Annotated in this window: 25 protein-coding genes; 8 read left to right on the top strand and 17 right to left on the bottom strand. The window is 70.9% G+C overall.

The window, feature by feature from the left end:
• Positions 1–534 precede the first annotated feature (534 nt).
• The 3 genes from DFR41_RS18285 to DFR41_RS18275 all read right to left on the bottom strand — a co-directional run bounded on the left by DFR41_RS18285 (position 535) and on the right by DFR41_RS18275 (position 3289).
• Positions 535–1323 carry a class II aldolase/adducin family protein gene (locus tag DFR41_RS18285; RefSeq protein WP_114803774.1) on the bottom strand — a complete coding sequence of 263 codons (789 nt, stop codon included), beginning with the start codon at positions 1321–1323 and terminating at the stop codon, positions 535–537.
• Between the two features lie 103 nt (positions 1324–1426).
• The gene (locus DFR41_RS18280) at positions 1427–2380 is read right to left on the bottom strand and encodes a LysR family transcriptional regulator (protein WP_017762060.1); all 954 of its coding nucleotides are present in this window, start codon (positions 2378–2380) and stop codon (positions 1427–1429) included.
• Between the two features lie 12 nt (positions 2381–2392).
• Positions 2393–3289, bottom strand: a complete 897-nt coding sequence (locus tag DFR41_RS18275) for a LysR family transcriptional regulator (protein ID WP_114803773.1) — start codon at positions 3287–3289, stop codon at positions 2393–2395.
• A gap of 108 nt (positions 3290–3397) precedes the next feature.
• On the opposite strand from DFR41_RS18275, the gene DFR41_RS18270 reads away from it, so the two are divergent.
• The 7 genes from DFR41_RS18270 to DFR41_RS18240 are packed head-to-tail and all read left to right on the top strand — an operon-like array spanning position 3398 to position 9910.
• A complete protein-coding gene (locus tag DFR41_RS18270) occupies positions 3398–3952 on the top strand; it encodes a VOC family protein (RefSeq protein ID WP_114803772.1) in 555 nt (184 codons plus the stop codon).
• On the top strand, positions 3945–5066 hold the full coding sequence (locus tag DFR41_RS18265; RefSeq protein WP_114803771.1) for an alpha/beta hydrolase family protein: 1122 nt from the start codon (positions 3945–3947) through the stop codon (positions 5064–5066). The genes DFR41_RS18270 and DFR41_RS18265 overlap by 8 nt, the downstream gene beginning before the upstream one ends.
• Positions 5067–5086: 20 nt before the next feature.
• Positions 5087–6760, top strand: a complete 1674-nt coding sequence (locus DFR41_RS18260) for an FAD-dependent oxidoreductase (RefSeq protein ID WP_114803770.1) — start codon at positions 5087–5089, stop codon at positions 6758–6760.
• Positions 6757–6957 carry a DUF2783 domain-containing protein gene (locus tag DFR41_RS18255; RefSeq protein ID WP_017760222.1) on the top strand — a complete coding sequence of 67 codons (201 nt, stop codon included), beginning with the start codon at positions 6757–6759 and terminating at the stop codon, positions 6955–6957. The genes DFR41_RS18260 and DFR41_RS18255 overlap by 4 nt, the downstream gene beginning before the upstream one ends.
• Positions 6954–7931: an MBL fold metallo-hydrolase gene (locus DFR41_RS18250; RefSeq protein WP_017760221.1), complete on the top strand. Its 978-nt coding sequence runs from the start codon at positions 6954–6956 to the stop codon at positions 7929–7931. The genes DFR41_RS18255 and DFR41_RS18250 overlap by 4 nt, the downstream gene beginning before the upstream one ends.
• A gap of 43 nt (positions 7932–7974) precedes the next feature.
• Positions 7975–8952, top strand: coding sequence for a Bug family tripartite tricarboxylate transporter substrate binding protein (locus DFR41_RS18245; RefSeq protein WP_017760220.1), 978 nt, complete (start codon positions 7975–7977; stop codon positions 8950–8952).
• Positions 8953–8965: 13 nt separating this feature from the next.
• Positions 8966–9910, top strand: a complete 945-nt coding sequence (locus DFR41_RS18240; protein ID WP_114803769.1) for an NAD(P)-dependent oxidoreductase — start codon at positions 8966–8968, stop codon at positions 9908–9910.
• A gap of 19 nt (positions 9911–9929) precedes the next feature.
• Here DFR41_RS18240 and DFR41_RS18235 read toward each other — a convergent pair whose 3' ends face one another.
• From DFR41_RS18235 to DFR41_RS18190, 10 genes are all read right to left on the bottom strand, one after another.
• On the bottom strand, positions 9930–10526 hold the full coding sequence (locus DFR41_RS18235) for a nitroreductase family protein (protein ID WP_114803768.1): 597 nt from the start codon (positions 10524–10526) through the stop codon (positions 9930–9932).
• 117 nt (positions 10527–10643) lie between these two features.
• Positions 10644–11627, bottom strand: coding sequence for a Bug family tripartite tricarboxylate transporter substrate binding protein (locus tag DFR41_RS18230; RefSeq protein ID WP_170159415.1), 984 nt, complete (start codon positions 11625–11627; stop codon positions 10644–10646).
• 50 nt (positions 11628–11677) lie between these two features.
• Positions 11678–12073: a nuclear transport factor 2 family protein gene (locus DFR41_RS18225; RefSeq protein ID WP_114803766.1), complete on the bottom strand. Its 396-nt coding sequence runs from the start codon at positions 12071–12073 to the stop codon at positions 11678–11680.
• A complete protein-coding gene (locus DFR41_RS18220) occupies positions 12070–12852 on the bottom strand; it encodes a fumarylacetoacetate hydrolase family protein (RefSeq protein WP_114803765.1) in 783 nt (260 codons plus the stop codon). The genes DFR41_RS18225 and DFR41_RS18220 overlap by 4 nt, the downstream gene beginning before the upstream one ends.
• Positions 12853–12868: 16 nt before the next feature.
• A complete protein-coding gene (locus DFR41_RS18215; protein WP_114803764.1) occupies positions 12869–13615 on the bottom strand; it encodes an ABC transporter permease in 747 nt (248 codons plus the stop codon).
• Positions 13612–14442, bottom strand: a complete 831-nt coding sequence (locus tag DFR41_RS18210; RefSeq protein ID WP_114803763.1) for an ABC transporter ATP-binding protein — start codon at positions 14440–14442, stop codon at positions 13612–13614. The genes DFR41_RS18215 and DFR41_RS18210 overlap by 4 nt, the downstream gene beginning before the upstream one ends.
• Positions 14443–14445: 3 nt before the next feature.
• Entirely contained in the window at positions 14446–15231 is a 786-nt protein-coding gene (locus DFR41_RS18205) for an ABC transporter permease (RefSeq protein ID WP_114803762.1), read from the bottom strand.
• A gap of 8 nt (positions 15232–15239) precedes the next feature.
• Positions 15240–16244 (bottom strand): ABC transporter substrate-binding protein, encoded by a 1005-nt coding sequence (locus DFR41_RS18200; RefSeq protein WP_114803761.1) that lies wholly within the window; start codon positions 16242–16244, stop codon positions 15240–15242.
• Positions 16245–16270: 26 nt separating this feature from the next.
• Positions 16271–16846: a VOC family protein gene (locus DFR41_RS18195; protein ID WP_244917794.1), complete on the bottom strand. Its 576-nt coding sequence runs from the start codon at positions 16844–16846 to the stop codon at positions 16271–16273.
• On the bottom strand, positions 16843–18597 hold the full coding sequence (locus DFR41_RS18190; RefSeq protein WP_114803760.1) for an FAD-dependent monooxygenase: 1755 nt from the start codon (positions 18595–18597) through the stop codon (positions 16843–16845). The genes DFR41_RS18195 and DFR41_RS18190 overlap by 4 nt, the downstream gene beginning before the upstream one ends.
• A gap of 123 nt (positions 18598–18720) precedes the next feature.
• Here DFR41_RS18190 and DFR41_RS18185 point away from each other — a divergent pair, with 123 nt between their 5' ends.
• Positions 18721–19380 (top strand): TetR/AcrR family transcriptional regulator, encoded by a 660-nt coding sequence (locus DFR41_RS18185; RefSeq protein ID WP_114803759.1) that lies wholly within the window; start codon positions 18721–18723, stop codon positions 19378–19380.
• Between the two features lie 132 nt (positions 19381–19512).
• Here the strand turns inward: DFR41_RS18185 and DFR41_RS18180 are convergent, their stop codons facing one another.
• Genes DFR41_RS18180 through DFR41_RS18165 form a run of 4 tightly spaced genes read right to left on the bottom strand, consistent with a single transcriptional unit; the run spans position 19513 to position 24702 of the window.
• Entirely contained in the window at positions 19513–20853 is a 1341-nt protein-coding gene (locus tag DFR41_RS18180; protein WP_114803758.1) for an MmgE/PrpD family protein, read from the bottom strand.
• 41 nt (positions 20854–20894) lie between these two features.
• Positions 20895–21791: an alpha/beta fold hydrolase gene (locus DFR41_RS18175; protein WP_114803757.1), complete on the bottom strand. Its 897-nt coding sequence runs from the start codon at positions 21789–21791 to the stop codon at positions 20895–20897.
• Between the two features lie 15 nt (positions 21792–21806).
• Entirely contained in the window at positions 21807–23906 is a 2100-nt protein-coding gene (locus DFR41_RS18170) for an acetate--CoA ligase family protein (protein WP_114803756.1), read from the bottom strand.
• A gap of 4 nt (positions 23907–23910) precedes the next feature.
• Entirely contained in the window at positions 23911–24702 is a 792-nt protein-coding gene (locus tag DFR41_RS18165; protein ID WP_017761511.1) for an enoyl-CoA hydratase/isomerase family protein, read from the bottom strand.
• Positions 24703–24719: the final 17 nt, after the last annotated feature.

Raw genomic sequence — 24719 nt, 5'->3', positions numbered from 1 at the left:
CGCCCCCTTCACAGTCGATGAGCTGACGCGGGGTGCGGGGCGGAGCAGCAGGTGCGTTCTGCGCCGCACAGGCCGGTCGCACCTGCAGGCCCTGCCGCCGATATCAGGGGATGGTCAGCATTGCGGCCGCGCACTGCCGCCTGCCCACGCACGCCGAGTTCTGCAGCGCAGAGGCCGGTGCCGCCTGCTTCCACAGCGCATAGACGCGCGCTTATTGAGTCCGGCGAGCAAATATCAGCTGATTGACTTAATTGCCATTTGTTTACGTTCTTTCGTTTTTCGTGGCCCCATCAACCGAAAGGGGAATGGACAAACAGTGAAGAACTTCCTATCTCAATACAACACCTCCGCCCTTAAACTTCGCTCGCCTCCGCAACGAGGTGGTTGGCGCCTCCCTGCCAATCCGCAGAAATGCGTTGAAGCCCGACCTGGTCGGGCTTTTTTTCTGGGCTGGCAGCCCATTGCCTCAACAGGCCAGTACGCCACAGGCCACAAGCCACATCAGGCGCGCATGGCCTGGCCCTCCTCAGCCCCTCACTGCCGATAACCCGGATCCGTCTGGTCCAGCATCCGTCGCAGCGCCTGCCAGTCGCGGTTGCGGATGTAGCTGTTGGAGCCGGCGAATTGCTCGGCCGCATGGGCGCACACCGCGGGCGGCGGCAGCATCACGGGACGGCCGCTGGCGGTGGCGTCCAGCTGGATCTGGCAGGCCAACTCCAGGTAGTACATCTCCTCGAAGGCATCGCGCACCGTGGCGCCGGCCGTGAGCAGGCCGTGGTTGCGCAGGATCAGCGCCTTGTGCGGTCCCAAATCGCGCACCAGGCGCTGCTGCTCGTCCAGGTCGAGCGCGATGCCCTCGTAGTCGTGGTAGCCGATGCGCTGGTAGAAGCGCATCGCATGCTGCGACAACGGCAGCAGCCCTTCCTGCTGGGCGGAGACAGCGACGCCCGCACGCGTGTGGGTGTGGAAGACGCAGTCCACATCGGGCCGGGCCTTGTGCACCGCCGCGTGGATGACGAAGCCGGCCGGGTTCGCTTCGAGTTCGGTCTCGTCCACCGGCTGGCCGTCCAGATCCACCTTGATGAGGTTCGAGGCACTGACCTCGCTGTAGAGCAGGCCGAAGGCATTGATGAGGAACTGATCGTGCCGGCCGGGCACCCGCAGCGAAATGTGGTTGTAGATCATGTCCGTCATGCGGTAGTGCACGCACAGCCGGTAGCAGGCGGCGAGGTCCTCGCGCGCGACCCATTCTTCTGCACTGACCTGGTGGCGCACCCGCTCGCGGCGCGCCTGCAGCACCCGTTGCCAATCCTGATCGTCCATCTTGCCGGTCTCCTTGAGGTGGGGTGACCGGCAGTCTAGGAAACGTCGCGCCGGGGTACCCATGACATCGGCGTGCAATGCCATAGCGGATCGGTATGCGGTGTTAACCCCGAGCCGCCCGCTGCGGGCGGCGCAGTGGCGCCGATGCGGGCAGGGCCGCCACCTGCTTCAGCAGCTCGTCGCGCAGTGCGGCCGCGGCCGGCGGCAGCAGTCCGCGGCGGCGTTGGTACAGCGCGAAGCTGCGCACCGCCTGAACCTCCCGCACGGGCAGCACCTCGATGGACCGCGGCAGCGGCTGCGAGCCGCTAAGCAGCAACCGCGGCATCCAGCTGAGGAAGCCGCTGCCGGCCACCAGAGCGCGGATAGCGTTGATCGAGCGCGCCTCCACAGCCACCGACGGCGCGGGCAGGCCGTGATCCCAGAACAGCTGCTGCCATTCCTCGCGCGGACCCATGCGCCGCGGCGGCAGCACCCAGCGCTCGCCGGCCAGGTCGGCCAGGCACACGGTCGGCCGCGCCAGCAGAGGATGCCCCGCCCCGCAGACCACATGACAGCCCTCTTGCCAGCCGCTTTCCGAGACCAGCACCACATCCTCGTCCTCGGCCGCCGAAAAGCCGAGGGCCAGGTCGATCTCGCCCTTGCCCAGTGCCAGCAGCAACTCGTCCGAGAGCGCCTCCACGATCTGCACCTGCAGCTGGGGACGGGCTGCAAGCAGACGCCCGATGGCTGGCGGCAGCAGGTGCTCCACGGCGCTGGAGACCGCGCCGATGCGCACCGTGCCGCGCGACAGGCCCAGCAACTCGTTCACCGCGCGCAGCGCCTCGTCCGAGCCGCTGAGCAGCAGCCCCGCATGCGGCGCCAGCGCATGTCCGTAGCTCGTCAGCGCCATGCCATGCGGATGGCGTTCGAACAGAGGCACACCCAATTGCCGCTCCAGACGCTTGAGCGTCCGCGTCAAGGCGGGCTGCGTCAGCGACAGCGCCTCGGCTGCCTTGCCCAGCGAGCCGAGTTCGGCGATGGCCTTGAAGGCCTGGAGTTCGCGCAGGTTCAGCAGCATCGGTGGTCCTTCTCAAGCGAGCGTGGGGTTGGCCAGCAGCATGTCCACGAAACTGGCCGCGGCCGGCGACAGCGAGCGCCGGGCGGGCGTGTAGACGCAGACCTCGCGGTGGAAGTCCGGCTCGGCCAGCCGCACCATCGCCAGGCCCCAGGCCCGTACCAGCGGCGCCGAATAGGTCGGGCAGACCGTGAGCCCCAGGCCGTTGGCCACCATGCCCAGCGCCGTGGTCATGTATGACACCTCCTGAGTCTGTGGGCCGTTGAGCAGGGCGCGCACATCGGCGTCCACCTCGGGCGCGATGCGCTGGCGAAAGTCGCGTGTCGGCGCAATGAAGGTCCACGGGCCCAGCTCGCGCCAACGCACGGTGCGACGCCGGGCCAGCGGATGGTCGGCCGGGCAGATCAGCCAGTGGCGGTCGCGCAGCAGCGGGCGCCGCAGCACCGCGTCGTCCACCGCCATGTCCTGGCCCACGGCCACCTCCACATCGCCGGCGCGCATGCCGGCCAGCAGCTGCTCGGGCAGCGTGTCGGTGACGCGCACCTCCACCTCCGGATGGCGCTGCCGGTAGGCCGACACCGCCCGCGGGATGAAGGTGCAGGCCATCAGCTGGGGCGCGGCCAGGCGAAGCAGGCCCTTCTTCTTGTCGCGCAGGTCGGTGACGCTCGCCACCGCAGTGCTCAGCTCGGCCAGCAGGCGGTGCACCGAGGGCAGGAACTCTCGGCCCGCCTCGGACAGCTCGACCGCGCGCGTGTGGCGGTCGAGCAGCTGCACACCCATCTCGCGCTCTAGCTCGCGCACCAGCACGCTCAACGCCGACTGGGTCAGGTGCAGCTGCCGCGCCGCCGCGGTGAAGCTGCCGGCCTCGGCCACGGCCGCAAAGGCCCGCAATTGGCGCAGGGTGAGATTCATGGCCTTCCTTCATCAATCGATGAATTTATTTCGATTGCATCATAGAAGTGCCTCGTGCCCAATCGCGGCAACGCGGGGCCCACACCGGCCTCGCGAGACGGAGACACCATGCCAGAGCCCACGACCCCGCCGCGCGGCCCCGTGCCCATCCGCGGCCTGCACCACTTCGCCTGGCGCTGCCGCGACGGCGAGGAAACCCGCCGCTTCTGGGAGGACCTGCTCGGCCTGCCGCTCGTGCACGTGATCAAGAACGAGCACGTGCCCAGCACCGGCGAGTACTGCCCCTACGTGCACATCTTCTTCCAGATGCGCGACGGCTCGTACATCGCCTTCTTCGACCTGGGCGACGACACCGTGGCGGCGCCCTCGCCCAACACGCCGGCCTGGGTCAACCACATCGCGCTGCGGGTGGACACGGTGGAGGAGCTGCGCGCGGCCAAGGCCCGCATCGAGGCCGCTGGCGTGCCGGTGCTGGGCATCACCGACCACCACATCATCGGCTCGATCTACTTCTTCGATCCCAATGGCATCCGGGTGGAGCTGACCACGCCCACCGTGCCGCAGGCCGAGATGGATGCGCATGCCCGCGAGGCCCATGCGTCGCTCGACGAGTGGACCGAGCGCAAGGCCGGCCAGCGCGAAGAGCGAGCGCAGCATGGCTGAGCCGCAACTCGCCGTCATCGACGTGCGGCCCGGCGCCGCACTGGAAAGCCAGTCGGGCCTGCAGATGCTGCGCCCGCGCATCTACGGCGCGTGGATGGCGCCGCCCGACGGCGCGCGGGTGGCGGCCATCGTCATGCACCCGACCAGCAATTTCATGGGCCACTACCTGATAGGCCCGCTGGCCGAGCGCGGCGTGTGCTGCCTGGGCCTCAACTCCCGCTACATGGGCAACGACACAGTGTTGCTGATGGAGCGGGCCATCCAGGACCTGGGCGCAGGCGTCAAGTTCCTGCAGTCGCAGGGCTACGACCGCGTGGTGCTGATCGGCAACTCGGGCGGCGCCGCGCTGGCCAGCTTCTACCAGGCCCAGGCCGAGCGCCTGACGGCCACGCACCTGCCCGACGGCGATCCGAGCGGCCTGCATGCGGCTGACCTGCCGCCGGTGGCCGGCATTGCCCTGTGCGCGGCGCACCTGGGCCGCAGCCGGCTGCTGGCCGACTGGATCGATCCCTCGGTCACGGACGAGCACGACCCGCTCTCCGTGGACCCGGCGCTCGACATGTACGACCCCCGCCACGCGCGGCCCTACAGCCCGGCCTTCCTGGCCCGCTTCAAGGGCGCCCAGCAGGCCCGGCTGCAGCGCATCGAACAGTGGGTGCTGGCCCGGCTCGAACAGCTGCGCGCCACGCCCGGCGCGCCGCGGGACCAGGCCTTCGTCGTCTACCGCACCCATGCCGATCCGCGCTGCGTGGACCTGTCGCTGGATGCCAACGACCGTGCGCCCGGCAGCGTGTGGGGCGATGCGCGGCAGGTCAACTACTCGGCCAACGCCATGGGCCGCACCACCTCGCTCACGGCCTTCCTGTCGCAGTGGTCCTCGCGCTCGCAGGCGGACGGGCCCACCAATCTGGCGCACACCACCTGCCCCAAGCTGCTGCTGACCTACACCGCCGACCAATCCACCTTTCCCAGCACGCGCGACGCCTGGATGGCGGCGGGCGGCTCGGCCATCCGCAACGTCGACATCGTCGGCGGCAACCATTACCTGGCCGGCCAGCCGCAACTGGTGCGCGAAGCGGCGGATGCCATCGCCGCCTTCTGCCACGCCCTCTGACCCACGGAGCGCCCTCGACCATGGACTCCATCACCTTTGCCCCACCCTACGAACTGCCGCAGTGGCCCTTCGTGCCGCCGCCCGAACTTTCGGCGGGCGAGGCCGGCCGCCATCCGGTCGTGATCGTCGGCGGCGGCCTGTCGGGCCTCACGCTGGCCTGCGACCTGGCCAGCCGCGGCATCCGCAGCGTGCTGCTGGACGAGGACGACACCGTCGGCGTGCGCGGCGCTTCGTCGCGCGGCATCTGCTACGCGCAGAAGAGCCTGGAGATCTTCGCGCGCCTGGGCATCTACGAGCGCATCGCGGCCAAGGGCGCCACCTGGTCCTTCGGCCGCACCTTCTCGGGCGACACCGAGGTCTACAGCTTCAACCTGCGCACCGACAGCGTCTCGGTGCAGCCGCCCTTCATCAACCTGCAGCAGTTCTACGTGGAGTGGTTCCTGGTGGACCGCATCCTCGAACTGGGCCTGACCGACCTGCGCTGGAAGAACCGCGTTCTGGAGGTGGAAACGCAAGACGACGGCGTGCGCCTGCATGTCGAGACGCCCGCGGGCCGCTACGCGCTGGACGCGGATCACCTGATCGACGCCACCGGCGCCAACAGCCCGATCCGCACGCAACTCGCCCTGCCGGCCCATGCCTCGCGCAGCACCGACCGCTGGTGCATCAGCGACGTGCGCTTCAAAAAGCCGCTGCCCGTCGAGCGCTGGACCTGGGTGGACGCGCCCTTCAACGAAGGCCGCGGCGTGTGGCAGCACCTGATGGCCGACGGCGTCTGGCGCATGGACTACCAGATGCCCGAGGACGCCGACCCCGCCGAGGTCAGCCTGCCCGAGGTGGCCGCCGCCCGCCTGCGCGAGCAGCTGGGGCCCGACGTGGACTTCGAGTTCGTCTGGATCGGCCCCTACGGCTACCGGGACCATCTGCTGGAGCGCTTTCGTCACGGCCGCATCTTCTTCATCGGCGACGCAGCCCATGTGGTGAGCCCCTTCGGCGCGCGCGGCGGCAACACCGGCATCCAGGACGCGGCCAACCTGGCCTGGAAGCTGGCCCTGGTGCTGCGCGACGAGGCGCCCGCCACCCTGCTGGACAGCTACGACGCCGAGCGCCGGCCCGCGGCCGTGCAGAACCTGGAAGTGACCAGCCGCTCGGCGCGCTTCTTGGCACCGCGTTCACCCGCCGAGCATGTGCTGCGCCGGGCGGTGGTGGCACTCGCCGAGCGCCATCCCTTCGCGCGCGGCCTGGTCAACACCGGCCGCATGTCGGTCGCCAACGACTACCCGCCCTCGCCCTGGCAGCCGGCCGGCAGCCGGACCGTGCAGAACGTGCCCCTGACCGATGCGCAAGGCCGGTCCACTTCGCTCGCGGCGCTGCTTCGGCCCGGCACGCACTGGCTGGGCCTGTGGCATGCGCCCGATCCTGCGCAGGTGGATGCCGCCCTGGGCGCCGTCGCCGGGCGACCGATCCGGCTGGTGGCGGTGGGCCCGCGTGCCGATGCCGCCTGCGGCCTCCCCGGCCATGCGGCGGGTGCGGCCGAGCTCGCACACCTGGGCCTGCAACAGCCCGGCAGCCTGCTGCTGGTGCGCCCCGACGCCTACCGCGCCGCCTTGCTGCCCGCCGCCACGGCCGACGGCCTGCGCCAGGCGCTCGACACCGCCCTGACGCCCGCTGTCCCTTCCACGCCCGCCCCATGATCACCGAGCCCCACATCCCCGATCCCGACGGCTTCTATGCCGCGCTGCTGCAGGCACACGAGGGCCTGAGCGAGGCACAGAGCGCCGACCTCAACGCCCGCCTCGTTCTGCTGCTGGCCAACCAGTGCGGCGACCAGCAGGTGCTGCTGGACTGCATCCGCGCCGCCACCCTCGACATCGACACACCTGCCCCATGACCGCCACCACCGCGCCTGCCCCCATCTCCTTCGCCTCGGCCTCCGACACCCGCGAGCAGAAGCCGCGCCTCACCCTGCTGGCGCCCGATGTGTACGGCTACATCAGCGACTTCGATCCCAACTGCGGCTTCGTCGTCGCCGAGGACCAGGTCGTGCTCATCGACACCCGGCCCACACCACGCATGGCGCGCGACTTCCTGGCGGCCATCCGCAGCGTCACCGACAAGCCGGTGCGCACCATCGTGCTCACGCATTACCACGCCGTGCGCGTGATGGGTGCCAGCGCCTTCGACGAGGTGCAGGCCATCATCGCCAGCCAGGGCACGCTGGACTGGATCCGCACCCGCGGCCAGGCCGACTTCGATTCCGAGGTGGGCCGCTTTCCGCGCCTGTTCGAAGGCGTGGAAGAGATCCCGGGCCTGACCCGGCCGACCGTCAGCTTCGACAGCCGCATGAGCCTGTGGCTGGGCGGCGGCCGCGAGCTGCAGCTGCTGGCGCTGGGCCGCGGCCATTCCAGCGGCGACACCGTGGCCTGGCTGCCGGAGGCCGGCGTGTGCTTCTCGGGCGATGTCGTGGAGAACCGCTGCGGCGTCTATGCCGGCGATGCGTACATCCGCGACTGGGCCGCCACGCTCGATGCCGTGGCCGCGCTGCGCCCGCGCACCCTGGTGCCCGGCCGCGGTGCCGTGTTGCAGGGCGAGGCTGCGTGCGCCGAGGCGATCCGCCTGACACAGGACTTCCTGGCCACGCTGCTGGGCGCCGTGCAGGCCGGCATCGACGCCGGCGAATCGCTCAAGGGCTGCTTTGCGCGCGCCGAGGCGGCCATGGTGCCGCGCTTCGGCGACTGGCCGGTGTTCCGGCATGTGCTGCCCTTCGACGTCTCGCGCGCCTATGACGAGCTCACCGGCACCGAGCATCCGGCCGTCTGGACTGCCGAGCGCGACCGCGCGCTGTGGCAGGTCCTGCACGGCTGAGCGCGCGTTCCTTCGCATCGATCACAACACAGGAGACAACCCCATGACCCGCTTCTTCCACCGCCTGGGCGCCGCCCTGGCCCTGGCCGCCGCCACCGCCGGTGCCGCGCTGGCCCAGGGCGCCTATCCCAGCCAGCCCATCAAGTGGCTGGTGCCCTATGCCGCAGGCGGCGGCACCGACAGCATCGCGCGGCAGCTGGCCGACGCCATGCAGCCCTCCATCGGCCAGCCGGTGCTGATCGACAACCGTCCTGGCGCCTCCACCAACATCGCCGTGGGCCTGCTGATGCAGGCCAAGCCCGACGGCTACACCGTGATGCAGGCGGAGAACGCGGCCCTGCTCTTCAACGAGCACATGTTCGCCAAGCTGCCCTACAAGCCGGCCTCCGACTTCACCTACATCGGCGCCATCGGGCGCATTCCAATCGCGCTGGTGGTGCGCAGCGACTTCCAGGCGCAGAACCTGCAGCAGTTCGTCGGCTATGTGAAGGCCAGCGGCGACAAGGCCAGCTATGCATCGCCAGGCATCGGCACGCCGCACCACATGGCCATGGAGCTGCTCAAGCAGAAGGCCGGCCTCACCATCACGCACGTGGCCTACAAGGGCGCCGCCCCCGCGCTGCAGGACATGCTGGGCGGCCAGGTGCCGATGATGATGCTGGACCTGGGCACCGCCCTGCCCTACCTCAAGAGCGGCAAGCTGCGCGCCCTGGCCATCGCGCTGCCCCAGCGCGCCAAGGCCCTGCCCGACGTGCCCACCTTCAACGAGCTGGGCTACCCCGAGGTGAACGCCTTCGCCTTCCATGGCCTCATCGGGCCGGCGGGCATGCCGGCGCCCGCCGTCGAGAAGCTCAACGCCGAGCTGCGCAAGGCGCTGCAGGCGCCGCGCGTGCAGCAGGTGTTCGGCGAGTTCGGCTTCGAGGCCCTGCCGGGCACGCCCAAGGAGTTCTACGACATGGCCCGGGCCCAGAGCGCGTACTGGGGCCAGGTCATCCGCACATCCGGCGTGCAGCTGGACTGAGCGGGCGGCTGGCATGCACGACGCTGCTTCCACGTCTGCCGCCCTGCGCGTCGGCTTCATCGGTCTGGGCGTGATGGGCGGCCCCATGGCCGGCCATCTGGCCCGTGTCGGCCACCGCGTGGCGGTGCACGATGCGCAGGCCGGTGCCACGGCCGCCCTGGTGGAGGCTCAGCCGGGCATCCGCCCCTGCACGACGGCCTGCGAGGTCGCCCGCCACAGCGACATCGTCGTCACCATGCTGCCCAACGGCCGCGTCGTGCGCGAGGTGGTATTCGCCCCGGAGACGGGCCTGCTGGCCGGCTGGAAGGCGGGCGGCCTGCTGCTGGACACATCCTCGGCCGAGCCCTGGCTCACGCGCGAGACGGCCGAAGGCCTGGCGGCCCGCGGCATCGCCATGGTGGACGCGCCCGTCTCGGGTGCCGCCTGGGGCGCCCAGGCGGCAGAACTGGTCTTCATGGTGGGCGGCGCGGCGGCGGATGTGGCGCGCGTGCGGCCATTGCTGGACGCGATGGGCCGTGCGGTCTTCCACCTCGGAGGGCTGGGCGCCGGCCACACGATGAAGTGCCTGAACAACCTGGTGACGGCGCTGACGCTCACCGCCACCGCCGAGGGTCTGGCGCTCGGCACACGGGCGGGGCTGGACCCGGCCGTGATGACGCAGGTGCTGAACGAATCGACCGGCGGTTCGTGGATCACCCGTACCCATATCGACCAGCGGGTGCTCAGCCGGCGCTTCGACGACCCGTTCAAGCTCGAACTGATGCTCAAGGACATGGGCATCGCTTTGGACCTCGCCAGGTCGCAGGACATGCCCGCGCCGCTCAGCGCCGCCGGCCTGTCGCTGTGGCAGGCCGCGGACGAGGCGCGGGGTCCTGGCGCGAGCGTCTCCGAACTGGTGCGCTGGGTGGAGACGCAGATGGGCGTAGAGATCCGCAGCCCGTCTGCTGGCGCGGCCTGAGCCGCGCCGCGGTGGCGGATCAGCCCTGCGCGCCGAACCGGCCCTCGAAGGCCGACTCGGCCAGCGGCCGGCGGTCGCTCGGCACTTCGCGCGCGCGGACGCCCTCGGGCAGCACGGATGGATCGCCCTTGCGGCCCACGGCCACAACAGTGTCGATGGCGAAACCATCGGGCAGGCCGATCGCGGCGCGCAACTTGTCGGCGTCGAAGCCGGCCATGGCATGGGCCGACCAGCCCGACAGCTGCGCCTGGAAGGCCAGGCTGGCCCAGGCAGCGCCAGCATCGAAGGCATGCGAGGCATTGGGCACCGGCTCGGTCTTGCCGGGGAACACGGCCTCGCGGGCGGACGCGATCACCACCAGCGCGGCGGCGCGCTTCGTCCACATCTGATTGAACTCGACCAGGCTGTCGAAGATGGGTTGCCAGGCGGCCGTATCGCGGCGCGCGTAGATGAAGCGCCAGGGCTGCACGTTGTAGGCCGAGGGCGCCCAGCGCGCGGCTTCGAGCAGGCTCAGCAATGCGGGCTCGGCGATGGCCTCTTCGGTGAAGGCGCGGGGCGACCAGCGCTCGGTGAACAGCGGATCGATGGGATGGGCGGGTTGACGGGGGTTGCTCATTCGAAAACTCCAGGGGAACGGAGCGTTTGCAAGGGCCGTGCCACGAAGGCGGGCACGGTCGCCCGCACGGCCGGCTCGACATTCCTCGCGCCTCAGGTGCGACGTGCGGTCCCTGCGCTACTGGGAAGGCGCGATGCGCCGCGCCTTGACGACCTGACCCCAAAGCGTGAGCTCATCGTCCACGACCGTCCGCAGGGCGTCCGAGGTGCTGCCCACAGGCACGGCAGACACGGCGGCAAGCTGCCGGCGCACCTCCGGCATTGCGGCCACCTTCTGCCATGCGTCGCTGAGCGTGGCCACCGTCTCCACTGGCGTGCCGGCGGGCACCCAGACGCCATACCACGCGTCGATCACGAAGCCGGGCACAGTCTCGCCGACCGTCGGCACGTCTGGCATGGATGCGGCCCGCTGGGCGCCCGTCTGCGCCAGGGCCCGCACCTTGCCGCTTGCCAGCAGCGACGGCACCTGGGCGGCCGGGCTCATGGACACCTGCACCACGTTCGACAGCAGGTCCGCACTGAAATTGCCCGCGTAGTTGACCGCCAGCAGTTCGGCGCCGGTCTGCACGGCGAGCAGTTGCGCGCCCAGGTAGGCGGCCGACGCATAGCCCATGACACCGATGGCGAGCTTGCCCGGGCGCGCCTTGGCGTAGGCGACCAGCTCGGCGAAGGAATGGACAGGCACCTGCGTATTGACCATCCAGACGAAGGGCGACGCGGCGAAGCGCGACACCGGCACCAGGTCCTTCCGCGGGTCGTAGGGCAGGTTGGCGACGACATGCGGATTCATCGTCATGGTCTGGTTGAAGGTGAACAGCAGCGTGTGCCCGTCCGGCCTGGCCCGCACCGCCCGCTGCACGCCGATGACACCGCTGGCGCCCACCACGTTCTCCACCACCACGGGCTGGCCCAGCACCTCCGCCAGGCGCTGGGCGCCGATGCGGCCGATGATGTCGACGCCGGTGCCGGCGGCGGCCGGCAGCACGAGCGTGATCTGCCGCGAGGGAAATGCCGGCTGCGCCATCGCGCAGGCGCACAGGAGCAGGCCGCACAGCGAAGCGGCCAGGCGGCCGGCGGCTCGGCCGCAGATCGTCGGGTTCAAGGGCGTCTCCTTTGTCATGGGTTCATCGATGGCGGCCGGCCTCCAATGGCTCATGCCTCGGGCAAGGCAGTGGCCTGCCAATGCAGCATCCGCAGCCCGTCGGCCGCGTCGATCCACACGGTGACGAAGGCATTGCGCATCACCTTGGTGGCACCGCCGACGTCGAGGGTCGTGGTGGTGATGCCACTCAGCACGACCGCCGCACCCGCGGCACGTACCTGCTGGTCCGTGCGGACCGCATCCACGAAACGGAAGCGACCCGACGCGATGGTCGCCAGGAAGGCGGCCCGGTCCTCGGTCTTGCCGTTCGCATGCGTGTGCAGGTAGTCCGGCGCGAGCAGCCGGCCCAGTGCCTCGACGTCCTGCACGTACAGGGCCTGGTAGCGGGCCTCGTCCGCGGCGAGCACCCGGTCCCGCAGGGCTGAGATCTCGTGGGCCATGGTCATGCGTCCTCCTCGACCACGGTATTGGCGAGGGTACCGATGCCGTCGATCTCGATCTCGACCGCGTCCCCGGGCCGCAGGGGACCGACACCGCCTGGCGTGCCGGTCATGATGAGGTCGCCGGGCAGCAGCGTGACGGCGCGGCTCAGGTAGGCCACGAGGGCGTCGACGCCGAAGAGCAGATCCGCGGTGTTGCCCTCCTGCACCACCTTGCCGTTGAGCCGGGCCCGCAAGCGCAGCGCGGCCGGATCGACCGCCGTCTCGATGCAGGGGCCGATGGGCGCGAAGGTGTCGAAGGCCTTGCCCAGCGTCATGAGGCCCATGGCCATCTCCTGCCGCTGGATGGTGCGCTCGCTCACGTCGTTGCCGCAGGTGTAGCCCAGCACATGGGCCAGGGCGTCCTCCTGCCGCACATGCCGGGCGCGCCGGCCGATCACCGCGACGAGTTCCGCCTCGTAGTGCACCACCGTGCTCCCGCGCGGATAGACGATGGCACCGCCCGGCGCGAGCAGGCTCGTGTCCGGCTTCATGAACAGCGGGGGGATGTCGGGCAGCGGCCGGCCCGTCTCCAGGATGTGCGACCGGTAGTTGAAGCCGACGCCGAAGATGCGCGGCCGCGCCACGGTCGGCGCCAGCAGCTGGAGGCCGGCCAGCGGCCAGCGCTCCTCGTCCAGGGTCATGTCGCCGTCGAACGGAGAGCCGCGCATCGCGCGCACGACGCCCTGCTCTTCCAGCACGCCGAAGCGTGCGCGGCCCTCGTGGAGGAAGTGGTAGATCTTCATGGTTTCCTGCCTTGCGCTAGGGATGAATGTCGGGAAGAAGCCGGCGCAATCCGCGCAGCAGTCCGCTGCACAGCAGCACCAGCGCGGTCGCCAGCACGATGCCCTGGTACACGCCGACGGTGTCGCCGAGCTGGCGGGCGGCCTCGATGCCATGTCCGATGCCGCGCTTGGCGGCCAGGTACTCGCCGACGAGCGCGGCGCTCACTGCCCAGGGCAGCGCCACCTGCAGCCCGGTGAAGATAAAAGGCAGCACGCTCGGCACGACGACGTGGCGCGTGAGCTGGCCCTGTGTCGCGCCGAATACGCGCGCCGTCATCAGCAATCGCGCATCGACGGTCGCCAGCCCCGCATAAGTGAGCGAGAAGACGATGAACAGCACCGTCAGCGCCACCAGCAGCAGCTTGGGCATCCAGCCGGTGCCGAACCACAGCACGAGCAGTGGCACCAGCCCGAGCTTGGGAATGCTCATCACGGCGGTCACGAAGGGCTGCGCAGCCGCATCGGCCCGCGCCGACAGGCGCAGCAGCACCGCCAGCCCGCCGCCCGCCAGCGCCCCCATCGCCGTGCCCGCGGCCAGCAGCGCCGAGGTGGACGCCACATCAGCCAGCAGCCGGCCGGCCACCCAGTCGCCCTGGATGCGCGCCGCCACCTGGCCGACGCCAGGCACCCAGTAGGCGCCCAGCGCGCGGCTGGCGCATTCCCACACCAGCACGAAAGCGGCGAGCCCCAGCAGACGGGCCGTCAGCCGGCCGCGCCCGCTCATGCTCCGACTCCGTGGCGCAGGCAGGCCCGGATGGCGTCGTAGTGCCCGGCAAAGGTCGGCGCCTTGAAGATGGACTCCGGATCGCGCGGACGCGGGATGTCGATGTGCCGCTCGAGCACCACGCGCCCTGGCGAGCCGGACAGCAGCACCACGCGGTCGCCGAGCGCGATGGCCTCGTTGATGTCGTGCGTGACGAAGAGGATGGTCTTGCGCTCCGACGCCCACAGCGCCAGCAGGTCCGCCTGCAGTTGCGCGCGCGTCTCGGCATCGAGGGCGCCGAACGGCTCGTCCATGAGCACGACGGGCGGGTTGTAGGCCAGGGTGCGCGCCAGCGAGGCCCGCTTGCGCATGCCGCCGGAGAGCTGGTGCGGGTAGTGCCCGGTCCGCTGGCCCAGCCCGACCTGCTCCACCAGCCGGCGCACCCGCGCCACGTCCGCGGCGGAGGGCTTGCCGGCCAGTTCGAGCGGGAACATCACGTTGTCCCACACCGACCGCCAGGGCAGCAGGTTGTCGTCCTGGGTGACATAGCCGATCTGCCGGCCGCTGCCGGGCTGGGCGGGCATTCCCTCACCGCCGACGGGCCGGCCCCGGAACAGGATGCGGCCGGCCGAGGGCGCCAGCGTCTGGGCCACCACATTCAGCAAGGTCGACTTGCCGGCGCCGGAGGACCCCATGACCGTGACGAACTCCCCTTCGTGCACCGTCAGGTCCACGTCGCGCAGGATCCAGCGTGGCGCCTGCGCGCCGCCGCCCTCGTAGCAGACGCCGAGCTGCGACAGCTGAAGCAGTGCGGTGGACTGGGCCACGGCAGGTGTGTCGGGTCTCATGCTTCAGACTCCGACAGCACGCGCGGCTTGCGCCTGCGGGGCCTGCCAGCGCAGCCAGTGCCGGTTGAGCATCGACAGCACGGCGCCCAGGCCGAGCACGATGGCCATCACGGTGACCAGCGCGACGAACACCAGCGTGGTGTCGAAGTCCGAGGCCCCGTACTGCACCAGGTAGCCGATGCCCCGGTTCGACGAGATGATCTCGCCGACGATGGCCCCCGCGATGGCGTAAGGCACCGCCACGCGCAGGCCGCCGAACAGGTAGGGCACCACCGCCGGCCACACCACATGCCGCAGCAGCTGCCATTCGCTGGCGCCCAGGACGCGCACCGTGCCGAGCAGCCGGACATCGACCGCCCGCACGCCGTCCAGGGTGCTGTAGAACACGATGAAGAAGATGGCCGTGGCCACCAGCGCCACCTTGGCGCCGGGCCCCACGCCCAGCCACAGGATGAACAGCGGCACCATCGCCGTCTTCGGGATGGCGTAGCCGATGCCCGCGACGGCCAGCACCGCCTCTCGGGCCCATGGATGGCGACGCAGCGCCATGGCCAGTGCGCAACCGGGCACGGCGCCCAGCAGGAAGCCGCCCAGGGCCTCGCCCAGGGTGAAGCGGCCATGGAACCAGAGGTCGCCGTTCGCGACCATGGCCCCGAGCCGGCTCACGACCAGCATCGGCGAACTGATCCAGTAGGCGCCGAGCAGGCGGGACGTGGCCTCCCAGGCCGCCAGCAGCGCCACGCCCAGCACCAGCCGATCGATCCACGGACGATGCACCGGGGCCCTCATGTGCTGGCTCAACGGGCACCGCCCACGAAGTCATCGGTGTAGATCGTGCCGGCGAGCGCAGACAGCGCCGCCTTGTCGTCCTGCGGCCCGAACATGGTCTCGACCGTGTGCGCGAAGGCCTTGCCCATGGGCATGGCGCGCGCGGGCGTGTTGCGCTGGAAGCTGTCGAAGGCCTGCTTCAGCAGCTCGGGATCCATCTTGTCGAAACGCCTGGCCAGCAGGGCCAGGGCCTTCTGCGGCTCGGTGCCGATCAGGGCCAGGCTGCGGTCCAGCGCGGCGACCATCTTCCTGCAGTTGGCCGCGGCGCTGGTGCAGTAGCCGTCGCGCGCGACCAGCACGTTGTAGGTCGTCGGGTTCAGGTCCGGAAAGTCGCCGCGCGGGCCACTGATCCACAGTTGCGCACCGCGGCGCACGGCTTCGAGCGTGAAGGGGCTCGAGAAGGCGAAGCCGTCCACGTCCTTCTTCTGCAGCGCGGCGTCCATGCCCGGCGGCGCGATGAAGACCAGGCGGATGTCGCGGTCCGCATCGATGCCGGCCTGGCGCGCCACGTAGCGCAGGAAGGCATGAGGCAGGCCGTTGGCCGCATCCACCGCCAGCGTCAGCCCCCTGAGCGCGCGGGCCCGCTCCACCGGCGAGCGGGCTGCCGACAGCCGGCCTGCTGCCTCGGCAGACAGCACGATCTCGGTCGTCGCGTTCTCCTGAAGGCCGGCGATGGCCAGCGTCTTCTGGCCCCGCTGGGCCGCACGCAGCTGCAGCAGACCGGCGATGGTGGTGAAGTCGGCGCTGCCGCCGATCAGGGCGTTGAGCGCGGCCGGCCCGGCCAGCTGGCTCACGTCCACATCGAGGCCGGCTTCCTTGAAGTAGCCCGCGTCCTCGGCGATGTACACCGGGGCGAACAGCACGGAGAGCGCCGGCAGCACCAGCCGGGCCTTGGTGGCCTGGGCCGAGGCGGCCAGCGAGGCCACGGCCAGGACGGTGCCGATCGCGAGGCGGCGGATGAGGGTGTGGGGCATGCGTGTCTCCTTCTTCTGGGGTGGGTTCAGTCGAGCGAATCGGGGCGACGCAGCAGCCGGGCTTCCGGCTCGCCGGCGCGCAGCCTGCGCACCATGTCGTCGGGGTCGAAGTCGATGCCGATCGGATTGCGGCGGAAGGCCTCGCTGCGCATCCAGGCGTTGGTGGCCGCGGCATCGGGAAAGCTGTCGACCTGCAGCTCGATCTGGTTGCCTTCCGGATCGGCGTAGTAGAAGGACACGGTGGGCCCGTGGTTGATGGCGCGGTAGGGCAGGATCTCCAGCGCGCGCAGGCGCTCGTAGGTGCCCAGCAGCTCGGCCAGCGAGTCGTAGGCGAAGGCGGTGTGGTAGTGCCCTACGCGGAAGGCGTCGTCCCGCGGCTGGTACTCCTCCAGCGCGATCAGCGCGAGCCGGTGGTGCTCGTCGTCGTAGGTCAGGAAGGCCACCTTGGACGAGGCATGGGCCACATGGGCACCGAGCACCGTGCAGTACCAGGCCACGAGGTCGTCGAGCCGGTTCGTGCGCAAGGCGATGTGGGCGAGCCGGCGGGGCCGCACGACGGGCATGTCGGTGGCAGCGGCGGTGGTGGCGGGAGAGGTGTTCATGCCTGGCCTTTCTGAAACGGTTGGACCGGCGCGGCCTGCGAGGCGGCCGGCCGGCCGGTGAGCGCGCCGATCACCTGGCGCATGGTTTGCTCTGCGTCGTCGCTCGCGCCCTGGCTGCGCCACGCGACGTGGCCGTCTGGGCGCACCAGGACCGCGCCGTCGGCACCGATGCCGTAGAGGTCGTGGAATGCGCCGCCGTGGTCGATCAGCTCCCCCTGCGGTCCGACGGCGAAGGCCTGGGCCACCAGGCCGGCCGACACAGCGGCCTTCAGGAACGCCGCCTGCCAGGCCTGTGCCTCGCGGCCTGCCAGCAGGGTGAAGCAACGGTCCTTGAACAGCTCGACGGTGGAGACGGTGACGCCGCCTTCGGCGCGGCGCAGCCAGCAATGCGGCGCGCGCCGACCCGGCGCGGCCGATGCCACATAGGTGTCGACCTCCGGTGCGGCGACGGTGGCGTCGGCGCCCAGGACGAGCCTGGAGCGGTAGCCATAGCCGAAGGTCTGGCCGTGGTAGTCGAAGTGCGCACGCTGGCCGGGGATCGCGTCGCGCATGCGGGCGATGTCTTCCTCGCGGAAGTCCTCGTGCGTCTTCATGATGCCGCCCAGGCCGGCGCGCTCCATGCGCCGGGCATTGCGCACGCTCTGCTCGACGTTGAAGCGGATCACCGGCAGGCGCTCGTCCTCGTACGAGTCCAGGATCGAAGCGTCGGCCTGGCCGCGCAGCACCAGCGCCAGCTTCCAGCACAGGTTGTGGACATCGCCGACGGCGGTGTTCATGCCCTGGCCACCGGTGGGCGGCAGCGGATGCGCCGCATCGCCGGCCAGGAACACGCGTCCGCTGCGCAGGTGCCGCGCGATGCGTGCCTGCATGCGCCAGGCGCGCACATCGCGCACCTGCAGCGGCAGGTCCTGCACGCCGATGGCCGCGCGCACGATGGCAGCGCAGCGCTCGGGCGTGAACCGCTCCGGCGAGTCGCGGGAGGCGTCGTAGCCGAAGTTGTAGGTCCAGCGGTGGCGACCGTCCAGCGCGATCAGCACCCCCACGGTCTGGGGGTTGTAGATCCACCAGAGCAGGTGGGGGCGCTTCTGCACCCAGGGCCACAGGTCGGCCTCGAAATAGACGCCGATCTGCTGGCCCAGCGCCTCATCCCCATCGAGCGGGATGCCGAGCTTCTCGCGCAGGGCGCCCCGCGCGCCGTCGGCCGCGATGGCATAGCGCGCATGCACGGTGTGCGCGACGCCGTCGGCGCCCAGGATGCATGCGCGCACGCCCTCTTCGTCCTGCACCAGGTCCTGAAGCTGCGTGCCGAAGCGCACATCGACGCAGGTCTGCGACTCCGCAGCGCGGCGCAGCACCGGCTCGAGCACGTCCTGCGGGCAGGAGGTCTTGGCGCTGGGGCCATGCGATTCCGCGAGGCGATTGCGCTGGGGATCCACATAGGTGTTGATCTCGCCGATGACCTCGCCTGCCACGGAACGCACGAAGACCACGCCCTGGTTGCGGTCCTGCGGAATGCCGCGTGCGCGCACGGCGTCGTCCAGCCCCCAGGTCCTGAGGATCTCCATCGTCCGGGCGCTCACCACATGGCCACGGGGATGGAAGCTGGTCGAGGCATGCCGCTCGACCAGCAGCGTGCGCACGCCACAGCGCCCCAGGGCGATGGCCGCGGCCAGCCCGCAGGGCCCGCCGCCCACGATCAGGACGTCAGGGCGCAGGGCCTCGCCATCTGCGGAAAGTTTGATGCTCGACATGGACAGAATGTTGATCTGCTGATTGACTGTCAGTCAGCTTAATGTCGAACGCACGGACTGCGTTGCTGGTTTTCCCTGAAGCAACGGGCGCGCCCCCGGTGCGCCCCACCTATCATTGAATCCATGAGTGACACCGCCAGCCGCCCGCAACGCCGCAAGAAGGAGGCTGCCGATGCGAAGGCGCCCACGGGCAAGCAACGCATCCTGGAGGCGGCCGAACGGCTCTTCGCGAGCCGGGGCTTCATGGACGTGTCGGCCGCAGAAATCGTGCGCGAGGCCGGCGTGGCGCACGGCCTGCTGTTCCATCACTTCGGTGCGATGGAGGAGCTCTACGCCGAAGTCAGCCGGGTGGCCGCGCAGCGCATGAACGAGGTCCAGCTGGCCTCATTCCGTGGCAGGACCGCGCGTGAACAGGTGGCATCCTTCCTTCGCGCGCACCTGCGCTCGGTCAAGCAGCGCGAGGGGGACGCACTCTTCCGGGCTCGCTCGCACAACGTGGCCACGCACGCCAAGGTGGCCGCGATCTGGGAGGCCTCCCGCCAGGAAGCAATCGATCGGGTGTGCGATGCGCTGGGCGTGCAGGCGCCGACGCCCGCGGTGCGGGTCTGTCTGCGCGCCTGGGTCGGCTTTCACGACCAGCTGGTTCTGGCATGGCTGTCCGAGCGCACGATCACCGAGCGGCAGGTGATGGACTGGACGATGAAGCAGCTGGAGCATCTGGCGGCTGACGTGTTGTCCGTGGATCTGGACCGGCCTACAAGCCAGCAGCAGACGTCGGCCTGATAAGAATCCCGGTGCACGCGTCGGCACAGGCAGCGGGCGCGGTGCGGGCGATTCGAGCCGTCCGAGGGGAAATGGCGACCAGGCCATCGACGGACCCCAGGTGTGGGCACCCGGACGCCCGGCCTTGTGCAGTCAGACCGCCTGCAGCGCGGCGAGGCTGGGGGCTCGCTCCAACCCCCAGACGCCCGCCAGCAGCGCCTTTGCACGGCCCCGGCCGATCACCGGCGCCGCCAGCTCCATCAGCTTGTCCTCCAGCTCGGCATCGGACAGGGGCAGCTCGGGGTCGCCCTTGCGGTCGGGCTGCAGCCACGTGTGGCGCTGGCCGTCCTGGGTCTCGATCTCCACACGGGCCGCGCGGCGGCCGGGGAAGGCGGCGTCCAGTTCCGCGTCGACCCGGGCCTCGATGCGGGCCATCAGCGCCCGGGTGCGGTCATCGGTCAGCCGCTCGGGCGTGTAGGCATCCAGCCGTACGCTGCCGTGCACCAGCGCCGTGGCGACGACGAAGGGCAGGCTGAAGCGCGCCTCGTTCTCGGTCTTCGGATCTGCATAGCAGGCGATGTCCAGCGCCGGGCGGTAGGTGGCCACGCGCACGCGGCGGATCTGCGCCGGCACCAGGCCATGTCGGCGGCGCAGTTCGAGCGCGGCGTCGATGGCGGCGAAGGTGTGGCCGCAGCCGATGTGGTTCTTGAAGGTCAGGCGCGTGATGTGGAAGTCGCGGCCCAGCGTCTCACCCACCGCGGCCCAGTCGGGGCCATCGCTCATCGCCCGGCCAAGGCCCGCCTCGCCGTCGAGCACATCGCGCGAGCCGGTGACGCCCTCGGCGGCCAGTTGCGCAGCCAGCACGCCGGCCTCGGCGGCGCGGCCGGCATGCAAGGGCTTGGACATGGAGTCCATCCGGAAGGCCTGCTGGAGCCCCGCCGCGAAGGTGGCGGCCGTGGCCAGCGCATGGCCGAAGGGCGCGCCGTGCAGCCCCAGCAATCCGGCCGTGGCCGCCGCCGCGCCGAAGGTGCCGACAGTACCGGTGTTGTGCCAGTGCCGGTAGTGCGCGCGTCCCAGCACCACGCCGATCCGGGTCGAGACCTCGTAGCCCAGCACCACGCCGCGCAGGAAGTCCAGGCCGCTGGCATCGACCTGCTGCGCCGTGGCCAGCGCCGCCGCGATGGTGGCGGCACCCGGGTGGTACATGGCGTCGCGGAAGCTGTCGTCCACCTCGGCCGCATGCGCCGCCGTGCCGTTGAGCAGGGCCGCGGTGCGCCAGGTGGCGGCACAACCGTCCGGCAGCCGGGCGCCGCCCCGACCCAGGTCCTCGGCCAGTGCACGGCGCAGTTGGGGCATGGGGGGCGAATCCAGGCCGGGAAACAGCGCCGCATGCCAGTCGATGACGGCACGCTTGGCATGGTGCAGCACCTCGTCGTTCAGCCGCAGGTCGCGGAACTCGGTGGCATGGCGGGCGAAGACGTCGATGGCATGCATGGCGACCAGGGAAGAAGACGGGGAACGGGTGGAGCGCTGCCTCAGCCGCCGAGCGCCTCGCACAGCCAGGCGTTGACCTGCGTCGCCGCTTCATACTGAACCCAGTGCCCGGCGGCGGGAATGACCTGCGCCGGGCAGCCGACGAGCGCGGCGGCTTCGGCCGGATCGGCCGTCACGTCGTGCGCCCCCCAGACGGCCGCCGCCGGGCCGGCATGCGCAGCGATGAGCGCCTGCAGGCCGCCGGCCCGCGACAGCCGTTTGCTGCGAAAGCGGGTGGCCTGGCAGGCCCGCGTGTGCAGCGCCAGCGCCTCGTCGTCGATGGCTGCGTCGTCGTGCAGCATGTGCATGAGCAGGTTGTGGCGCATGATGGCCGTGAGCGCTGCGGTGTCTTGCGCCTGCGCGGCGGCATGCCAGTCCTGCAGGGCACCGCGAGGACGCCGCGCGCCGCCATGGCCGGCGGGGCCGAGCAACAGCAGGTGGTGCACGTGCACGGCCGTTTCGTTCGAAGCGGGCGCCTCGGCCGCCCGCGCCGCCAGATGGGCCGCCACCAGCCCGCCGAAGGAAAAGCCGGCCAGGTCGACGCCCCGCTCCGGGACGTCGGGCAGCTGCGCGATGCCGGCCATCAGCCGCCCGAGCAGGGTGTCGAGCCCGCCTTCGTCGACGGCATCGGAGTCGCCATAGCCCGGCATGTCGGGCACCCACACGGCGCGCTCCTCGGCCAGCGCTTCGATGTTGCGCACCCAGTGCATCCAGTTGCCGTGGCCGCCATGCAGCAGCACCAGCGGAGGGCGGCGCCTGCCGTCGAGGCCCCATCCCCGCCAGCGCACACGGCCTCCGATGGGACCGAGGTCCAGCTGACGGGCCAGCGCGTCGAGCCGGGCGGCGCGCGGTGCGCGGGTGGCGAAATCGATGGAGAGCGATGCAAGTTCAGGTGTCATGCGCGCAGTCTGCCTTCAGGCCAGCACGAGCACACCGTCCGCCGCGCGCACGCCCTGCCCTTCAGGCAGCACGAACACCGGGTTGATCTCGGCCTCGACGATGCGTTCGCCCAGCTGCGCGGCCATGGCGGAGAAGGCCACGATGGCATCGACCAGCGCCGCCACGTCGGCCTTGGGCCGGCGGCGGAAGCCGTCCAGCAGCGGCCAGGTCTTGAGCGACTGCGCCATGGCCAGCGCATCGGCGCGGCCGAGCGGCAGGAGCCGTCCGTCCTGCTGGGGCAACAGACGCAGGGTCGTGTCCTGGAACAGCTCGGCCGTGACGCCGCCCATGCCCAGCAGCACGGCCGTGCCCAGCGCATCGCGGTGCAGGCCCAGGATCAGCTCGGTGCCGCCCGAGACCATCTGCTGCACCAGGAAGCGCTGCGGCAGCACGCCGGCACGGGCCTCGACCTCCGAGGCCATCTGCGGCAGTCGTGGTCCGATGGTGGCCGCGTCCAGGCCAACCGCCACGCCGCCGACGTCGCTCTTGTGCGTGATCTGCGAGGAAAGGATCTTGAGCACCACGCGCCCACCCAGCTCGCGCGCCGCCGCCTCGGCCTCGCGCGCATCGTGCACGACGCGCTCGGTGGCGCAGGGAACGCCGAAGCGGGCGAAGACGGCCTTGGCCGCGGCCTCGTCCAGCGAGCCGTTGGGCAGATCGCCGGCATCGACGGGCACCCCCGCGGCGGCCACGTCGGCGGGCGCTTCGAAGCCTGCGGCATGCAGCATGCCGGCCAGCGCCGCGGTGCAGCTCTCGGCCGCCGCGAAGGCGGGCACGCCCCGCCGCGTCAGCAGCGCGCCGATCTCCGGCGCATGCGGGCTCACATAGGCCATCACCGGCTTGTCGGAATCGGGCAGGCAGTCCTGGATGGCGCCGGCCAGCAGCTCGGGCATGGCCAGGCTGGAGCTGCCCACGATGATCACCAGCGCGTCGTAGCTCGGGCTCGCCAGCAGGGCGCGGATGGCGCCGCGCAGCAGGTCGGGCCGCAGGCCAGCCAGGGTCACGTCAATCGGGTTGCGGTCCAGCACGGCCTCGCTGCCGGTCTGCAGGGCGCGCAACGCCTGGGCCGTGGCGGCATCGGGCGCGGGCGTCTCGAAGCCGGCCACGCCCAGGTCGTCCGACACCAGGGTGCCCGCGCCGCCGGTGGAGGTGAGGACGGCCACGCGCCGGCCGCGCAACCGCCGGCCGGTGGCTAGCGCCGCCGGGATGTCCAGCAGATCCGAGAAGCTCTGCGCGCGGATCACGCCCACCTGGCGGAACAGCGCGTCGTACATGCGCTCGGCCCCGGCCATGGCGCCGGTGTGCGAGACGGCGGCCTGCGCGCCGGCCTCGGAGCGGCCGATCTTGAAGGCCACCACCGGCTTGCCGGCGCGCGCCGCCTTCAGGCAGGCCGCCCGGAAGCGCGCCGGGTTGCGCACCGCCTCCACATAGAGCGCGATGACCCGCGTGGCCGGGTCGTCGGCCAGGTGTTCGATGAAGTCGGCCAGTTCCAGGTCGACCTCGTTGCTGGTGGCGATGAGCTTGGACAGGCCGATGCCCCGCGCGGCCGCCCGCGACAGCAGCGAGCCCAGGATGCCGCCGCTTTGCGACACGACGCCGATGCCGCCCACCGGAAAGTGGTCCATCTCCAGCGCGCCGGACGGCGAGAGCACGATGCCGTCGGTGAGGTTGACCAGGCCAATGGTGTTGGGTCCCAGGATGCGCATGGACCCCGCGGCCTGCACCAGCTGCTGCTGGCGCCGTGCGCCCTCCTCGCCCGTCTCGGTGTAGCCGCTGGCCAGCACGATGGCCGCGGCGCAGCCGCGCTCAGCAAGCTCCTTCACGGCCAGATGCGCGCGCTCGGCACCCAGCAGCACCACGGCCACCTCGGGCACCTCGGGCAGCGAGGCGATGTCGGGGTAGCAGACCAGGTCGTCGATCTGCGCCACCTTCGGGTTGACCGGCAGGATGCGCCCGGCATAGCCATGCTTGCGCAGGTAGGCCACGGGCCGGCCCGAGGTCTTCTTCGGGTCGGCCGATGCGCCGATCACCGCCACGCTGCGCGGCGACAGGAGTCTGGCGATGGCGTCGCTCATGGCCTCACTCCTTGGCGGTCGTCTTGGCCAGGAAGGCCTCGACCGAGGCGCGGTGCTCGCTGCTGGTGTAGCAGATGCCCTGCGCCTGGCTGCCCTGCGCGAACACATCGTGCGACGACAGCTCGAAGCTCTGGTCGAGGATGGACTTGGTCAGCGCCAGCGCGGTGGACGAGGCGGAGGACAACTCGGCGGCCCAGGCCTGGGCATCGGCCAGCAGCGTCTCGGCCGAGGTCTTGCGGTCCACGATGCCCAGCGCCAGGGCCTCGTCCACCTTCACCTGGCGGCCGGTGAAGATCAGCTCCTTGGCCTTGGGCAGACCCACGCGGCGCGGCAGGAAGTACATGCCGCCGCCGTCCGGGATGATCCCGCGGTGGATGTACGACCAGGTGAAGCTGGCCCATTCGCTGGCGATGATGAAGTCGCAGGCCAGCGCAGTGTCCGCGCCCAGGCCCGAGGCGGCACCATTGACGGCGGCGATCACCGGCTTGGGGCAGGTATGCAGCAGGGCCTGCACCTGGTGCACACGCTGCTGGCGGTGCCAGCCGTTGAAGCCGACCTCGCCAGTGGGCGCATTCATGCGCCGCTGCATGCCGGCGATGTCGCCGCCGGCGCAGAAGCCCTTGCCGGCGCCGGTCAGCACCAGGGCGCGGATGGACTTGTCGGCACCCACGTGTTCGAGCGCATGCGCGAACTCGCGGCGCATGTCGTCGCTCATGGCGTTGCGCTTGTCGGGCCGGTTGAGCGTGAGGGTGGCGATGGCGTTCTCGACCGAGAGGGTGATGAAGTCGTAGGTCATGGCGGGGTTCCAGTGCG

The organism is Pseudacidovorax intermedius, from assembly GCF_003350475.1.
Lineage (GTDB): Bacteria > Pseudomonadota > Gammaproteobacteria > Burkholderiales > Burkholderiaceae_C > Xenophilus > Xenophilus intermedius.
This window is presented reverse-complemented; position numbering and strand designations above follow the sequence as displayed.

Excerpts from the sequence above, each read along its gene's own strand:
- DFR41_RS18265 (WP_114803771.1), top strand. The coding sequence starts at position 3,945 with ATGGCTGAGCCGCAACTCGCCGTCATCGACGTGCGGCCCGGCGCCGCA.
- DFR41_RS18240 (WP_114803769.1), top strand. The coding sequence starts at position 8,966 with ATGCACGACGCTGCTTCCACGTCTGCCGCCCTGCGCGTCGGCTTCATC.
- DFR41_RS18225 (WP_114803766.1), bottom strand. The coding sequence starts at position 12,073 with ATGACCATGGCCCACGAGATCTCAGCCCTGCGGGACCGGGTGCTCGCC.
- DFR41_RS18165 (WP_017761511.1), bottom strand. The coding sequence starts at position 24,702 with ATGACCTACGACTTCATCACCCTCTCGGTCGAGAACGCCATCGCCACC.
- DFR41_RS18285 (WP_114803774.1), bottom strand. The coding sequence starts at position 1,323 with ATGGACGATCAGGATTGGCAACGGGTGCTGCAGGCGCGCCGCGAGCGG.
- DFR41_RS18255 (WP_017760222.1), top strand. The coding sequence starts at position 6,757 with ATGATCACCGAGCCCCACATCCCCGATCCCGACGGCTTCTATGCCGCG.
- DFR41_RS18270 (WP_114803772.1), top strand. The coding sequence starts at position 3,398 with ATGCCAGAGCCCACGACCCCGCCGCGCGGCCCCGTGCCCATCCGCGGC.
- DFR41_RS18210 (WP_114803763.1), bottom strand. The coding sequence starts at position 14,442 with ATGAGACCCGACACACCTGCCGTGGCCCAGTCCACCGCACTGCTTCAG.
- DFR41_RS18185 (WP_114803759.1), top strand. The coding sequence starts at position 18,721 with ATGAGTGACACCGCCAGCCGCCCGCAACGCCGCAAGAAGGAGGCTGCC.
- DFR41_RS18275 (WP_114803773.1), bottom strand. The coding sequence starts at position 3,289 with ATGAATCTCACCCTGCGCCAATTGCGGGCCTTTGCGGCCGTGGCCGAG.
- DFR41_RS18235 (WP_114803768.1), bottom strand. The coding sequence starts at position 10,526 with ATGAGCAACCCCCGTCAACCCGCCCATCCCATCGATCCGCTGTTCACC.
- DFR41_RS18215 (WP_114803764.1), bottom strand. The coding sequence starts at position 13,615 with ATGAGCGGGCGCGGCCGGCTGACGGCCCGTCTGCTGGGGCTCGCCGCT.
- DFR41_RS18250 (WP_017760221.1), top strand. The coding sequence starts at position 6,954 with ATGACCGCCACCACCGCGCCTGCCCCCATCTCCTTCGCCTCGGCCTCC.
- DFR41_RS18175 (WP_114803757.1), bottom strand. The coding sequence starts at position 21,791 with ATGACACCTGAACTTGCATCGCTCTCCATCGATTTCGCCACCCGCGCA.
- DFR41_RS18260 (WP_114803770.1), top strand. The coding sequence starts at position 5,087 with ATGGACTCCATCACCTTTGCCCCACCCTACGAACTGCCGCAGTGGCCC.
- DFR41_RS18195 (WP_244917794.1), bottom strand. The coding sequence starts at position 16,846 with ATGAACACCTCTCCCGCCACCACCGCCGCTGCCACCGACATGCCCGTC.
- DFR41_RS18205 (WP_114803762.1), bottom strand. The coding sequence starts at position 15,231 with ATGAGGGCCCCGGTGCATCGTCCGTGGATCGATCGGCTGGTGCTGGGC.
- DFR41_RS18245 (WP_017760220.1), top strand. The coding sequence starts at position 7,975 with ATGACCCGCTTCTTCCACCGCCTGGGCGCCGCCCTGGCCCTGGCCGCC.
- DFR41_RS18280 (WP_017762060.1), bottom strand. The coding sequence starts at position 2,380 with ATGCTGCTGAACCTGCGCGAACTCCAGGCCTTCAAGGCCATCGCCGAA.
- DFR41_RS18190 (WP_114803760.1), bottom strand. The coding sequence starts at position 18,597 with ATGTCGAGCATCAAACTTTCCGCAGATGGCGAGGCCCTGCGCCCTGAC.
- DFR41_RS18180 (WP_114803758.1), bottom strand. The coding sequence starts at position 20,853 with ATGCATGCCATCGACGTCTTCGCCCGCCATGCCACCGAGTTCCGCGAC.
- DFR41_RS18220 (WP_114803765.1), bottom strand. The coding sequence starts at position 12,852 with ATGAAGATCTACCACTTCCTCCACGAGGGCCGCGCACGCTTCGGCGTG.
- DFR41_RS18200 (WP_114803761.1), bottom strand. The coding sequence starts at position 16,244 with ATGCCCCACACCCTCATCCGCCGCCTCGCGATCGGCACCGTCCTGGCC.
- DFR41_RS18170 (WP_114803756.1), bottom strand. The coding sequence starts at position 23,906 with ATGAGCGACGCCATCGCCAGACTCCTGTCGCCGCGCAGCGTGGCGGTG.